The organism is Sediminibacterium sp., assembly GCF_019264485.1.
In the GTDB taxonomy this organism is placed as follows: domain Bacteria; phylum Bacteroidota; class Bacteroidia; order Chitinophagales; family Chitinophagaceae; genus Sediminibacterium.
Map to the genome: position 1 here is coordinate 547,990 of NZ_JAHVAA010000011.1, position 13,835 is coordinate 561,824.

Genomic DNA, 13,835 nt, shown 5'->3' on the forward strand with positions numbered 1-13,835 from the left:
AACAATTCCTCTCCCTATCTTTGTTACTTAGTTACTTAACCTGCAAAAAATCATGAAGAAAAAACTGGCATTGGTTACGGGTGGATTAAGCGGAGAAGCCCAGATCAGTTATAAAAGTGCTGTTACAGTTGGTAATAATCTCGACAGGGATTTATTTGATGTATATAAAATCGATATCAATGCCACAGGCTGGTGGTATGAAGCGGTAAATGGAGAAAAATCAAAAGTAAACCGCGACGATTTTTCCATCAGCGATAAAGGGGCTGTTATTCATTTCGATGTGGTATTGTTGTGTATTCACGGAACGCCGGGAGAAGATGGTAAACTGCAGGGATATTTCGATATGTTGGGCTTGCCCTACACCAGTTGCGATGCAGCAACATCGGCCCTTACAATGAATAAGCGATACACGGTGGCTGTTGTTTCATTTAGTGGGATCAATGTTGCTAAATCAATGCACCTGTTTAAACATACACCTGTTGCACCTGCTCATATATTGAAGCAATTACGCTTACCTGTTTTTGTAAAACCCAACAGCGGTGGCAGCAGTATTGGTATGAGTAAAGTAAATACGGCTGATGAATTACCTCTTGCATTGGAAAAAGGATTTAAAGAAGATACACAATTACTCGTGGAAGAATTTATCAGTGGAAGGGAATTCACTATCGGAGTTTTTAAATCTGAGGGAAACATTCAGGTATTGCCTATCACTGAAATTGAAACAAAGAATGAATTTTTCGATTTTGAAGCAAAATACCAGGGCAAAAGTGTTGAAACCACGCCCGCTCAGATCGATCATCATATGAAAGAACAACTGGAATCAGCAGCCAGACGCGTATATGAAGTATTGAACTGCAGGGGAGTGGTGCGGATTGATTTTATTTACGATACGGCCCTCCAACAGCCTTTCATGCTCGAAGTTAATACAGTACCGGGTCAGAGCGATGCCAGTGTAATTCCACAACAGGTAAGGGCAATGGGCGGGTCGCTGAAAGATTTTTATACAGCAGTAGTAAATGAAGCACTTCGTTAAAATTCGAAAAAACAACTGTTAAAGACCAGTTACACAAAGGGAATCCTTTAACTTGTTTATTATTCTGCAGATTAATTTTAGGTTTGCACCAAGGCATGAAAAAATTCATACAGAAAATAACAGAAAAGCCCCTTTGGGTGAATATCCTGGCAGGCTTAGGTATTATATTGATCCTGATCATTTTATTTTTCTCTTTATTGGGATGGATCACCGGTTACGGTAATATTACCAAAGTTCCTTCTGTAACAGGACAGGAAGTAACAGCCGCTACTCAGTTATTGGAACAGGCCGGATTTGAAGTAGAGATACAGGATTCTGTTTATGTAGACAGCATACCCAAGCTGGCAGTAGTAAGGCAAACCCCTGAAGCCGACGCCTCCGTAAAAACGGGCAGAACCATTTACCTCACAGTAAACCGAATGGTGCCACCACAGGTAGAAATGCCCAGTTTAATAGGGTATTCGGTAAAGAGCGCAGAGCTTTACCTGCAAAGTCTTCAACTGAAAATGGGTACGGTTACCTATAAACCCGATATCGCCCGAAACTCAGTATTAGAACAGTTGTATAATGGTGTTACAGTAAAAGAAGGCGATAAAGTACCATTAGGCGCTACCATCAGTTTTGTATTGGGAAGCGGATTGGGTGGTAATGAAATGGATGTACCCAATTTGATCGGCATGACTTTATCAGAAGCCCGTTCTTACTTGTCCAGTATGAGTATTAATGTAGGAGCCGTAGTGGCCCTTGGCGCTATCCGTGATTCTGCTACCGCATTTGTAGTAAGACAGAGCCCGGAATATTTATCAGATATGCTGGATGAAGCCGGTAGCCGCACACCAAATAAAATTCGACAGGGACAACTGATGGATATTTATATCAGCAGTATAGCCCCCATACGCGATACAGGAAGAATTATTCCTCCGCCTAACCAAAACTAATTAACAAGTACTATTCCTACTATGCAAACAATTACTGTAGAAGAGCTCAAGGCAAAAATAGATAATGGTGAAACGCTTCATCTGGTAGATGTACGCGAACCCCATGAACATGCCGAATTTAATATTGGTGGTATCCTCCTTCCATTAGGCAAGGTGCAAACCATGCAGGTTGATGATATTGAAGAGCTGAAAGATGAAACCGTATATGTGTATTGTCGCAGCGGAAACAGAAGTGGACAAGCCTGTCTCATCCTCGGAACTATGGGATACCAAAATGTAGTTAATGTAACAGGCGGTATGCTGGCCTGGCAAGAGAGGAATAAATAACAGAAAAACAGAGAAATATCGAATATCCAACTTTTATTACTCCTAATTTGGAAATTGGGTATTCGATATTTCTCAGTTCTTCTGTTTTAAAACCTCAGATTCACTGCAATCATAAAATTCCTTCCGGCCATTGGGTAATAACCATTATCGGTATAGAACACCCCGCCACTTGTATAACTATAGCTATAGCCGTTGGGCTCATATAATTTATTGAATAAATTATTGATCTGCCCGATCAGTTGTACCTGCTTTAATGCCTTGTAGCTAAAACTGTAAGCAACACGGAAATCCTGTGTGGTAAAAGCTTTCAGTTCACTTCTTGTCAACTGGCTGTTATCCATATATTGTTTCCCCACATATTTGCCAATTAAGCCCAGTTCAAATTGTTGAACAGGATAAAACATAATCTGTGACCCACCTACAACAGCGGGAGAGAAAGAAATATCGGTACTGCTTCTTTGTACTGCATCCTGATTGCCTGAATCATAATTATCTGTGTATTCAGTAAACGACCTGATTTTATTTTTACTCAGCGTAAGGTTTCCGCCCACTGATAGCCATTCTGCAGGTTTCCATCCACCCTGAAGTTCAATGCCCAGGCGATAGCTTTCAGGAACATTAAAACGTGTATAAGCACCTACATCATTAATCTGTCCGGTTAAAACCAGTTGATTTACATATTTCATATAATACAGGTTGGCTGAAAACTGGTAATTGCTTTTTTTGAATTCAACCCCTAATTCCAGGTCCTGTAGTTTTTCTGATTTAGGCTGGCTGGTTACACCCGCTTCAAAATCATCCCTGTTGGGTTCTTTCTGTCCAATGGCGTAACTGATAAAAGCCTGCCAGTTATTTTTTCTGTAAGTGATACCGATTTTAGGATTGAAAAAATCAAATTCTCTCTTTACCACCAATGCAGGATTATTCTGAAACCCTTTCATATGATGTGATACATGACGGTACTGCACATCAACAAAACCAAAAAAATGATCAGTAAAGCGTTGCTGCCATTTGGCAAACAGGTTAGCATCTTTTTTCAGTGCAGGATTATCATAGTACCGGTAACCAGCAGGAGCAGTTCCTGTTTGCAGCCAGGGTAAAGTACCATAGTGGTCACCTTCATAAGTGCTCCAACCACCTCCGAGTGTTAATTCATTTCCCTTTTCGCGGTACTGCAAAGAAATATTCTGTCCATAGAAATAATTATTCAGCCAGCGCTGACGAACAAGATCAGTTCTTGTAACAGGTGAGCCACTAACAATAGGATCGGGTAATCCGTAATTTGAAAAACGCTGATCTGCTTTGTATTCTTCATAGTAACCATAACCACGGGTTAAGAAAGCGGCGGTTTGTAAGGACCATAAACTGTTAAACGCATGGTTGAAGAACAACTGGTAATGTGTTTGTGTATAGTTGTCGGTCTGGTTATCATACGGAGTACCCGCTTTTTCTGTTCCGGCGGGGTTATTGGTACGATCGGTTGAAAGCAAAGACTGCGAAACACCATACCAGGCCTGGTAAGTTTTTTCTTTGCCACTGAATACATTGAAACGAACCGAAGATTTTTTACTGAGCCACGCGCCACTGATATAAAAAGATTTCAGATCGCTGCTGGCACGATCAATATAACCATCGCTTTGAATACTGCTTACTCTTGCATCAAGTGTGAAATGTTTACCCAATAAACCGGTGCCGGCTTTTAAAGTATGTTTACGCGTGTTGAATGAACCAAAACTATTGTTGAGTTCACTATACGCTTTCTCATTATACTCATTGGTAGAAAGATTGATGGTTGCCCCAAAAGCAGCAGCACCATTGGAAGAAGTACCCACACCGCGCTGTACCTGAATACTGTTTACTGAAGAAGAGAAGTCAGGCAGGTTCACGAAAAATGTTCCCATACTTTCCGCATCATTATAGGGAATGCCATTAAGGGTAACATTAATACGGGTAGCATCGGTACCACGAATGCGGATGCCCGTGTAACCTACACCATTGCCTGCATCGGAATTGATAACAACAGAAGGAGTCTGGTTCAGTAGAAAAGGAATGTCCAGGCCAAGATTGGTTTTAACGATTTCCTCTTTCCCGAGATTGGTTTTGGCAAAAGGTGCTTTGTCTGCTGCACGAATGGATCTTACTTCCAGGGGCTGAAGAAATAAACTACCAGGCTCCAGTTCAATCTTCAGCTCATTAAGTGAAGCAGAAGAAAGGTCAATCTGTTTGTCTCGATACCCCAGACTTTTTACCCATAAACTGGTTTTGGCCGATCCCGACCAGGTGAGCGAGAAAAAACCGGCTTCATCGGTAGTGGTTTGAAAATTGTTAACCGATAGCACTGCACCGGCAACAGGTTGTTGATTGGTTCTGTCGGTAACTTTACCGCGAACCAGGTTTTTGTTTTGCCCGGATACGAGCAGGATGAGGAATGTCAGCGACATTGTTCCCAAAAACTTTTTCATTTTTAATGGTTTAAAAGTTTACAAATGGGAACAGGGGAACAGCTAATAGGAGAGAGGTACGACCAAAAATGTACGCCTTCCCTTCGCAGGAATTACCCTGTTCAGGTTCAACGGGTATTATCTCAGCCTCCCGATTATATCAGGAAGCACCCCGAGGAATGATCTGGTGCAAAAGTAGTAAATGTGTAAATTACCCCCAACTGTAACTTTAACCGATGATACCCGTTACACACAAAACCCCTTTTATGAAGCGGATATTTATATTCTTTCTGGCCTCAATGGCTATATTCCCTGCTTTTTCTCAGGTAGAGAAAAACCTGGTATATGACGGTAATGCAGAGGTGAGGAACTACAAAGGTTTTACAGCTGTTGATGTATCAGGTGCTATCGATCTATACCTGTCGCAGGGAACAGAAGATGCTGTGGCAGTAAGTGCAAGTTCTGATGAAATCATAACCCGCATACGTACAGAAATGCGTGGCAATACCCTGCGTATTTATTTTGATGGAAAAGGATTGAACTGGAAAAAATGGGGCAATCATAAAATGAAAGCCTATGTAACTTTCAAACAACTGAATAGTATAGAAGCCAGCGGCGCGTGTAATGTAAAAGTATCAGGAAAAATAAAACAGGAGCAACTGAAAATTGAAATGTCGGGTGCCAGTGATTTTAAGGGAGATGTTGAAGTATCAGACCTCAAACTGGATGCCAGCGGGGCATCGCGCATTACTGTAAATGGTACTGTAAAAATGCTGGGTGTAAATGCCAATGGCGCCAGTGATATAAGAGGCTACGATATTAGAGCCGATCAGTGTAAGGTAGACGCATCAGGCGCATCAGTAGTAAGAGTAACGGTAAATAAAGAATTAAATGCAACAGCCAGTGGGGCCAGTGCCATATATTATAAAGGTGAGGGACTGATCAGGGATATTAATACAAGTGGAGGTGCCACTATAAAGCGCAAATCTGATGATTAATTAAATAATATTTGGAGGAGAAGTTGCACAGCCCTACCTTTGCACCCCATTACATCGCGAGGTAGAGCAGCGGTAGCTCGTCGGGCTCATAACCCGAAGGTCGGAGGTTCGATCCCTTCCCTCGCAACAGAAAAATCTAAAGGCCTCAGATTGGAGGCCTTTTGTATTAAAAAGGTATAATTTTGAGTCAGAATGACTCGTAATTCGGCTAGGGGCTTCTCTGGATACTGAATAATGAAAGATGCGGGTTTAGTAAGGATCATTTTCACATCTTATTGTTTCGTTCTCATCTGAGTTTCCTCTTTCCGTCTTCCGGAATTTCCGACTTCCCAACTTATTATGAAATCAGGATTTGTCAACATATTTGGTCGCCCCAATGCCGGGAAAAGTACCCTGCTTAATGCACTGGTGGGTGAGAAAATGGCAATTGTGTCGCCAAGGGTCCAAACCACCCGTCACCGGATCAAGGCTTTTTTAAACAAGCCCGGTGAATACCAGGTTATTTTTTCAGATACACCCGGTATCATCGACCCAAAGTACAAGCTTCATCAAAGAATGATGGCCTCTGTAAAAAGTGCACTCGAGGATGCCGATCTGGCCCTGCTCATGGTAGATGCCAATGACGATTTCCAGGAATGTGATGCCATATTCAGCGGACTCCGGCTAAAAGTACCAGCGATCCTTGTACTGAATAAGATTGATACAGCAGCCAACGGAAAGATTGCGGAAGCCGAGGCTTTTTTTGCCGGTAAGAATTACTGCAGGCAATTGGTAAAGATATCGGCACTCCAAAAAGTGCATTTGCAAAAATTACTCGATGCAGTCCTGGCATTTTTACCCGAAGGTTCCCCATTCTATAACGAAGACGACCTGAGCGACCTGCCCACCAAGTTTTTTGTAGGAGAGATGGTAAGGGAAAAGATTTACCAGTTATTCGGCGATGAAATACCCTACCATACCGCAGTGATGGTAAATGAGTTTAAGGAGAAAGATAGGCTGGTCAAAATTCAGGCCGATATTATTGTACAAAGAGAAAGCCAGAAAGCCATCATTATTGGCGAAAAAGGAAAGATGATCAGACAGGTAGGTACGTTAGCCAGAGTAGATATTGAAGCATTCATTGGCCAGAAAGTGTTTCTTGAACTATTTGTGAAAGTAAGACCGAAATGGAGAGATAATGAATTACAGTTGAATGAATACGGATACCAATAAATTGATAATCATTTAGTTAAAATATTTAATTAATTATTTAGTAGAATAAAAATAGCATTATGGGTTATACAGTTGCAATAGTTGGAAGACCGAATGTGGGAAAGAGTACATTCTTTAATCGTTTGCTCGAAACGAGGAAAGCCATTGTGGATGATATCAGCGGCGTAACACGCGACCGCCAGTATGGTATGGCCGACTGGAACGGGAAAGTGTTTAACCTCATTGATACAGGTGGATTTGTGCCCAATACCGAAGACATTTTTGAAAAAGAGATCAGGAAACAGGTTAAAATTGCCATTGATGAAGCCAATGCCATCGTTTTTATGGTAGATGTGGCCACAGGTATAACCGATCTGGATGAGGCAATGGCCGATTTGCTAAGGCGAACTACCAAGCCGGTTTATGTAGTGGTAAACAAGGTGGATAATGGCACCCGCGAACTCGAAGCCACTGAATTTTATAGTTTAGGTTTCGCTCATAACTTCTTCATTAGCAGTATTTCAGGTAGTGGAACAGGTGAGGTAATGGATGCTATAGCTGCCGGTATTTCTCCCGAGGATTCAGAAGATACCACAAAGGATGATGGTTTACCCAAGTTCGCTATTATTGGTCAGCCCAACGTAGGAAAGTCATCCCTGCTGAATGCTTTAATTGGCGAAGAACGAACCATTGTAAGTGATATAGCCGGTACCACCCGCGATACCATTCATACCCATTATAAACTCTTCCAGAAAGAATTTATGTTGATTGATACGGCTGGTATCCGTAAAAAAAGCAAGGAAAAAGATGACCTGGAGTTTTATTCCATCATCAGGGCCATTAAAGCCATGGATGAAGCCGATGTGTGTTTGCTCGTACTGGATGCTGATAAGGGAATTACCGCCCAGGATGTAACCATTTTTAGTCTGGCTACAAGAAAGGGTAAAGGAATAGTGGTACTCGTAAATAAATGGGATCTTGTTGAAAAAGAGACAAATACAGCCCGTGATTACGAAAAAACTTTAAAGCAAAGAATAGCTCCTTTTACAGATGTTCCTGTGCTGTTTATATCGGTAAAGGATAAGACCAGGATCTTCAAAGCCATAGAAATGGGACTGGAAGTGTATGAAAACAAGAAGCGAAAAATTCCAACTTCTCAGTTGAATGATATTATGCTCAAAGCAGTGCAGGCATACCATGCACCTGTTGTAAGGGGTAATACGGTAAAAATTAAATATGTGACACAACTGCCAACCGTGGTGCCATCTTTTGCCTTTTTTACCAATTATCCAGATGATATTAAACAGCCATACCGCAATTATCTCGAGAATCAGCTGCGTACCAGCTTTAATTTTAAGGGAGTACCGGTTCGCATATTTTTCAGGAAGAAGTAAAAAAAGCTGTTAAAAGTTTGCAAAAGACAATTTGACGATTATCTTTGCGCCCAAACAAAAAAACTTAAAAAAACAAGTACAATGAAAAAAGTATTCGCAATTTTAGCTGTTGCAGGTTTCTTCGCTGCATGTAATTCAGGTGAAACAACTGAAGCTACTACTGACACAACTGCAACTGTAGCTCCTGCTGCTGACACAACTGCTGCTCCTGCTGACACTACAGCAACTGCTGACACAACTGCTGCTCCAGCTGCTCACTAGTAGTATTTGTTTTTAGACAATATTACTTCTTGCAAGAAGCTTCCCGATTTTATCGGGATAAAAGGTCTCCCGATTTTATCGGGAGATTTTTTTTGCGACAGTTTGTACCAATCGCCCCATTTTTACCTGCGTGGCACCAATATTGACTTATTTTTGCCGACTTACCTAATAGGTAACAGCTTGGCTATTCATGCCAATCTGGCTTAAGATTGAAAACGAATTATGTTGAACGAGAAACTTTTTTTTAGATCAGAAGACGATACAGACTTCATGCCCATCATCCCCATCAATGAAAATGATGGTGATTTTGATAAGGATACCGTAATTCCGGACACACTCCCTATTTTACCCCTCCGTAATACGGTTCTTTTCCCGGGTGTGGTATTACCCATTACAGTAGGCAGGGACAAAAGCATTAAAGCAGTAAATGAAGCTTACAAGCAGGATAAACTGGTAGGTGTGCTGGCCCAGAAAGATGCCAATGTGGAAGATCCTGAGCCAAATGACCTTTGTGCCATTGGTACCATTGCCAAAATCGTCAAGCTCATTAAAATGCCGGATGGGGGTACCACCATCATTATACAGGGTAAAAAACGCTTTGAACTGCTTAGTATCGTTTCGGAAGATCCTTATTTCAGGGCATCTATCCGTATGCTGGCAGATGATGAAGTACCCAAGCAGGAAGACTTTAACGCCATTGTAAGCAGTATTAAGGACCTGGCCACGCAAATTATACAGTTGTCTCCCAATCTGCCTACCGAAGCGTCTATCATCCTCAAAAACATTGAAAACCCTTCATTCCTCATCAATTTTGTCAGCAGTAACCTCAACAGCGACCTGTCTGAAAAACAGGGCTTGCTGGAAATACATGATATACACGAACGGGCAGAAAAACTGATCCATATACTGCAGCGGGAGTTACAATTTGCTGAACTCAAGGATAAAGTGACGAATAAAACCCGCACTGAAATAGATAAACAGCAACGCGATTATTTTCTTCAGCAACAACTGAAAAGCATCAAGGAAGAACTGGGTGGCGATACCAATGAACGGGAGATAGCCGAAATGAAGAAAAAAGCAGAGGGTAAAAAATGGCCCGAAACTGCCAAAAATCTTTTTAAAACAGGTATTGAGAAACTGGAAAGAATGCATCCCAGCACCCCGGATTATTCTGTGGTCTATAACCATCTCGATCTGATGCTGGATCTTCCCTGGGATGAGCATACGGATGATAATTACGACCTGAAAAACGCCAAGAAAGTATTAGATATTGATCATTATGGCATGTCTAAAATCAAGAGCCGTATTCTTGAATACTTAGCCGTATTGAAGCTGAAGGGTGATATGAAAAGCCCGATTCTTTGTTTTCTCGGTCCTCCGGGTATTGGTAAAACATCTTTAGGACGTTCTATTGCCCATGCCATTGGACGTAAATACGTTCGCCTGAGTTTAGGTGGTATGCATGATGAAAGTGAGATCCGTGGTCATCGCAAAACCTATATCGGCGCAATGCCCGGCCGTATTCTTCAGAATATCCGGAAATGCAAATCATCGAACCCGGTAATGATTCTCGATGAAATTGACAAGATCGGAAACGATTTCCGTGGGGATCCTTCTTCTGCGCTACTGGAAGTACTCGACCCGGAACAGAATAACAGCTTTTACGATAATTACCTCGAACTCGAATACGATCTGAGTAAGGTTTTGTTTATTGCAACTGCCAATAATCTCCAGAATATCCAGCCTGCATTGCGCGACCGACTGGAGATCATCGACCTCAGTGGTTATGCGGTAGAAGAGAAAGTAGAGATTGCCAAACGTCATTTACTGCCGAAACAAAAAGAAGCACATGGATTAGGTAAGGTAACGGTTAAGATGAATGATAAAGTGATCGAAAAAATTATTGAAAACTATACCAGGGAAAGCGGGGTTCGTGAGCTCGACAGGCAACTGGCATCCATCATGCGGTACCAGGCAAAAGAACTGGCTATTAAAAATAAAATCAAAACAACTCTCACAGCCGTTGATATTGAAAAAATTCTCGGTCAGGCAAGGTACAGCAATGAAATCTATAAAACGGCCAATATGCCCGGTGTGGCTGTAGGACTTGCCTGGACTTATGTTGGAGGTGATATTCTTTTTATAGAAACCATATTAGGGGAAGGCAAAGGTGATTTGAAACTGACCGGTAACCTGGGCAATGTAATGAAAGAGAGCGCAAGTACTGCACTTAGCTACCTGCAGGCCAATGCCAGAAAATATGGGATCGACCCTGAAGAGTTTGGTAAAAAATCTATTCATATACACGTGCCGGAAGGTGCTGTTCCTAAAGATGGTCCAAGTGCCGGTATTACCATGCTCACTTCATTGGCTTCTGCTTTTACCGGCAGAAAGGTAAAACCTTACCTGGCTATGACGGGCGAGATAACACTCCGCGGGCAGGTATTGCCCGTTGGCGGGATCAAAGAAAAAGTGCTGGCAGCTAAGCGGGCCGGTTTAAAAGAAATAATCGTTTGCTCACAAAATGAAAAAGACGTAAAGGAAATTGAAGGCGATTTTATCAGGGGCGTTCAGTTTCATTATGTGAAAAGCATGCAGCAGGTAGTAGATATTGCACTGGTATGACATTAAAATTATGGACCGGCTAAACCATTAGCCGTGATACTTGTTATTTAAACATCAACATTTTCTTCATGTTGGTTGTTTTAAGGGTTAAAATCCCCCATCTCAATGGGGGATTCTTTTTTCCCTGCGGTCTTCTTCCTGTTCTCCTGTTCTCTGCGGTGAACGGAGTTATTCATTCACCGCAGAGAGCGTATTAGAGTTCTGATAAAATTGAAAACAGCCTCATTTTTCTTCCTACAGTTATATTAGTTTTGAATGTATTGAAAAACAGACTCCTTATAACATGCAGCCTATGCCTTATGTCTCATATAGGTATTTCTCAGACTTTGGGAGGTAATGCGGTATTTAATTTTCTCAAACAGTCTAATACAGCACAGTTGTCGGCTTTTGGGGGGCTCAATGTTTCTGCACCGGGAAAAGATGTAGGCATGGGATTTCAGAATCCTGCATTGCTCAGAAAAGAGATGCACCAGCAACTGAACACTTCTTTTAACGCATTTGTAGCCGGTATCAGTAATTATAGCCTTACAGGGGCCTGGTATCTGGAAGAAGCCAAAACCAATATCGGACTCGGCATCAATTATTTTAACTACGGAAACATTGACCAGACCGATGCCTCGGGGAATATATCGGGTAGTTTCAGACCAAGAGATTATGTGGTGCAGGTAATGGCATCGCGTAGCCATAAGGAGAAATGGTGGTACGGGGCCACCTTGAAATTTATACATTCAGGCTATGGTCAGTATCGTTCATCAGGAATAGCAATGGATGTAGCTTTGAACTATCATGATACCGATAAAGGACTACAGGCGGGTATTGTGGTGAAAAATATGGGTACCCAACTCAGCACTTATGATGGCACTGGCAGAAAAGAAGAACTGCCTTTCGACTTACAGGCAGGGGTTACTAAAAAACTGGAGAATGCACCCGTTCAATTCTCAATTAGCTTTCATGATCTTCACCGGTTCAATAATTTTTACAACGATACCAGTTTCAGGGCAGGAGAAGGGGATGATGATTTTACAAAAAAAAATACCCTGCAAAAAATATTCAACCATGTGGTAATAGCCGCACAGTTTTTTCCCCACGAAAAAATTGAACTGACAACTGGGTATAATTTTCAGCGAAGACAGGATTTAAACGGATTCAATATCAGTAATGGACTGAATGGTTTTACACTGGGCACTGCTGTAATATTGCCTAAAATACATATTCGCTATGCAACTGGCTTTTACCAGCGACAACTCTTTCATCAGTTTTCTCTGAATTTTAATCTGAAAGGGAATGCTTTCTGATTACTATTACTGTAATAATAATTCCTGGAACCTTTCTACAAACTGTGCTACATGAAATCCATCCATTAAGGCATGGTGTACATGAATGGAAACCGGCATTTGTTTGATGCCATTTTGTTCCATCATCTTGCCAAAAGAAATTTTAGGGCATGAATCTTTGAAACTAAAACTACGGGCATGTGATAAGCTGGTGAAATTGAGCCAGGGTATAGATGAATAATGAATCACATTCTCACCCGATACCGCAGGAATTAATCCCGTACTACTACGAACTTCTTCTATGATAGCTTTTGCGTGTTCACTGAACACAGAAAAGTCGGGATGATAATTCATATAGGAAAACCCAAAAGTTCCGTCGGGCCGGTTAATAGTGGGAGATGCATTTACCTGATCGTAAACATATACAAGCCCGTCTTCAATACGGTAACGAAAAGGGATTGTTTCGTTGGCGGCTTTAAGGGAAGCATGCAGGTAATAAAGAAAAAATGAGTAATTGTTTTCTTTGGCTGTATGATAAGCCCTGGTGCAGTCTACATGTACTGTTAGGCCAAAAAAAGGTTCTTCAAACTGACTAAAAAACCTGAATTGGTCTTTCCGGTTCCAGCTTTCAATGTCTAATAAAGTTTTCATTTCAACAGGAAAGATAATACTTCTTTGATCGATTCAACCTGTCTGAAATTCAGATGATCGATGTCTTTATCAATGGTTTCATGTGCCCATGTGGTATGATAGGGTATATGCACAGCATGAGCTCCCAGTTCCAATACAGGCAGTACATCTGATTTTAATGAATTACCCAGCATCATGAATTCAGCCGGTTGTATATCGAGGTGTTTTAACAATTTCTGATAATCAGTTTCTCTTTTCTCCGACATAATTTCAATATGATGAAAATAATGTTCAAGCCCCGATTTTCTCAACTTTCTTTCCTGATCAAGCAAATCACCTTTTGTTGCCACCACCAATTTGTATTTACCATGTAAGGCCTGTAATACATCTTCTACCTCATCGAGTAAAACAATGGGTTTTTCCAGTAATTCCTTGCCGAGTGCAATAATTTTTTCAATTACATCTACTTTAATGGTTTTCTGGGAAAGCTCCATGGCTGCTTCAATCATACTCAGCATAAATCCTTTTACGCCATAACCATAAAGATTGATATTCCTGATTTCTACCTGTAGTAGCTCTCTGGCAATAGAATGGTGTGGCAAATAATCTTCCAGTAACTCGCAAAACCTGTCTTCTGTTTCCCTGAAATAAGGTTCATTTACCCAGAGGGTATCGTCAGCATCAAATGCAATTACTTTTATGTCATTCATAACAATAAGATGG

Annotated in this window: 12 protein-coding genes, 1 tRNA gene and 1 riboswitch; of the genes, 10 read left to right on the top strand and 3 right to left on the bottom strand. The window is 41.4% G+C overall.

The genetic code is table 11. The annotated features are described in order from the left end of the window. The first annotated feature begins 52 nt into the window (after positions 1-52). The 3 genes from KXJ59_RS08600 to KXJ59_RS08610 all read left to right on the top strand — a co-directional run bounded on the left by KXJ59_RS08600 (position 53) and on the right by KXJ59_RS08610 (position 2,298). Positions 53-1,033, top strand: coding sequence for a D-alanine--D-alanine ligase (locus tag KXJ59_RS08600; RefSeq protein ID WP_295203292.1), 981 nt, complete (start codon positions 53-55; stop codon positions 1,031-1,033). A 95-nt stretch (positions 1,034-1,128) separates the two neighbouring features. Beyond that, positions 1,129-1,971, top strand: a complete 843-nt coding sequence (locus tag KXJ59_RS08605) for a PASTA domain-containing protein (protein WP_295203295.1) — start codon at positions 1,129-1,131, stop codon at positions 1,969-1,971. Positions 1,972-1,992: 21 nt separating this feature from the next. Then, the gene (locus KXJ59_RS08610) at positions 1,993-2,298 is read left to right on the top strand and encodes a rhodanese-like domain-containing protein (RefSeq protein ID WP_295203298.1); all 306 of its coding nucleotides are present in this window, start codon (positions 1,993-1,995) and stop codon (positions 2,296-2,298) included. Between the two features lie 86 nt (positions 2,299-2,384). Here KXJ59_RS08610 and KXJ59_RS08615 read toward each other — a convergent pair whose 3' ends face one another. Then, the gene (locus KXJ59_RS08615) at positions 2,385-4,760 is read right to left on the bottom strand and encodes a TonB-dependent receptor plug domain-containing protein (RefSeq protein WP_295203299.1); all 2,376 of its coding nucleotides are present in this window, start codon (positions 4,758-4,760) and stop codon (positions 2,385-2,387) included. 61 nt (positions 4,761-4,821) lie between these two features. Continuing rightward, positions 4,822-4,924: riboswitch (TPP riboswitch) on the bottom strand. A gap of 81 nt (positions 4,925-5,005) precedes the next feature. On the opposite strand from KXJ59_RS08615, the gene KXJ59_RS08620 reads away from it, so the two are divergent. The 7 genes from KXJ59_RS08620 (at position 5,006) to porQ (ending at position 12,503) form a co-directional block, all read left to right on the top strand. Further along, complete coding sequence (locus tag KXJ59_RS08620; protein WP_295203300.1) at positions 5,006-5,737, top strand: head GIN domain-containing protein; 732 nt, start codon at positions 5,006-5,008, stop codon at positions 5,735-5,737. Positions 5,738-5,792: 55 nt separating this feature from the next. Continuing rightward, a tRNA-Met gene (locus KXJ59_RS08625) sits at positions 5,793-5,864 on the top strand. A 212-nt stretch (positions 5,865-6,076) separates the two neighbouring features. Beyond that, entirely contained in the window at positions 6,077-6,949 is an 873-nt protein-coding gene (gene era / locus KXJ59_RS08630) for a GTPase Era (RefSeq protein ID WP_295203301.1), read from the top strand. A 59-nt stretch (positions 6,950-7,008) separates the two neighbouring features. After that, entirely contained in the window at positions 7,009-8,322 is a 1,314-nt protein-coding gene (gene der / locus KXJ59_RS08635; RefSeq protein ID WP_295203303.1) for a ribosome biogenesis GTPase Der, read from the top strand. Between the two features lie 81 nt (positions 8,323-8,403). Next, positions 8,404-8,583 (top strand): hypothetical protein, encoded by a 180-nt coding sequence (locus KXJ59_RS08640; RefSeq protein WP_295203305.1) that lies wholly within the window; start codon positions 8,404-8,406, stop codon positions 8,581-8,583. A gap of 222 nt (positions 8,584-8,805) precedes the next feature. Next, positions 8,806-11,208 (top strand): endopeptidase La, encoded by a 2,403-nt coding sequence (gene lon, locus KXJ59_RS08645; protein WP_295203306.1) that lies wholly within the window; start codon positions 8,806-8,808, stop codon positions 11,206-11,208. A gap of 260 nt (positions 11,209-11,468) precedes the next feature. Then, positions 11,469-12,503, top strand: coding sequence for a type IX secretion system protein PorQ (porQ, locus tag KXJ59_RS08650; protein ID WP_295203309.1), 1,035 nt, complete (start codon positions 11,469-11,471; stop codon positions 12,501-12,503). 6 nt (positions 12,504-12,509) lie between these two features. Here porQ and KXJ59_RS08655 read toward each other — a convergent pair whose 3' ends face one another. Together KXJ59_RS08655 and KXJ59_RS08660 are read right to left on the bottom strand one after the other, a co-directional pair. After that, a complete protein-coding gene (locus KXJ59_RS08655) occupies positions 12,510-13,133 on the bottom strand; it encodes a chloramphenicol acetyltransferase (protein ID WP_295203311.1) in 624 nt (207 codons plus the stop codon). Continuing rightward, positions 13,130-13,822 carry an HAD family hydrolase gene (locus KXJ59_RS08660; protein WP_295203313.1) on the bottom strand — a complete coding sequence of 231 codons (693 nt, stop codon included), beginning with the start codon at positions 13,820-13,822 and terminating at the stop codon, positions 13,130-13,132. The genes KXJ59_RS08655 and KXJ59_RS08660 overlap by 4 nt, the downstream gene beginning before the upstream one ends. Positions 13,823-13,835 lie beyond the last annotated feature (13 nt).

Coding starts and splice junctions, on each gene's coding strand:
- KXJ59_RS08605 (WP_295203295.1), top strand. CDS start 1,129: ATGAAAAAATTCATACAGAAAATAACAGAAAAGCCCCTTTGGGTGAAT.
- KXJ59_RS08640 (WP_295203305.1), top strand. CDS start 8,404: ATGAAAAAAGTATTCGCAATTTTAGCTGTTGCAGGTTTCTTCGCTGCA.
- KXJ59_RS08615 (WP_295203299.1), bottom strand. CDS start 4,760: ATGAAAAAGTTTTTGGGAACAATGTCGCTGACATTCCTCATCCTGCTC.
- KXJ59_RS08655 (WP_295203311.1), bottom strand. CDS start 13,133: ATGAAAACTTTATTAGACATTGAAAGCTGGAACCGGAAAGACCAATTC.
- era (WP_295203301.1), top strand. CDS start 6,077: ATGAAATCAGGATTTGTCAACATATTTGGTCGCCCCAATGCCGGGAAA.
- KXJ59_RS08600 (WP_295203292.1), top strand. CDS start 53: ATGAAGAAAAAACTGGCATTGGTTACGGGTGGATTAAGCGGAGAAGCC.
- KXJ59_RS08610 (WP_295203298.1), top strand. CDS start 1,993: ATGCAAACAATTACTGTAGAAGAGCTCAAGGCAAAAATAGATAATGGT.
- der (WP_295203303.1), top strand. CDS start 7,009: ATGGGTTATACAGTTGCAATAGTTGGAAGACCGAATGTGGGAAAGAGT.
- lon (WP_295203306.1), top strand. CDS start 8,806: ATGTTGAACGAGAAACTTTTTTTTAGATCAGAAGACGATACAGACTTC.
- KXJ59_RS08620 (WP_295203300.1), top strand. CDS start 5,006: ATGAAGCGGATATTTATATTCTTTCTGGCCTCAATGGCTATATTCCCT.
- KXJ59_RS08660 (WP_295203313.1), bottom strand. CDS start 13,822: ATGAATGACATAAAAGTAATTGCATTTGATGCTGACGATACCCTCTGG.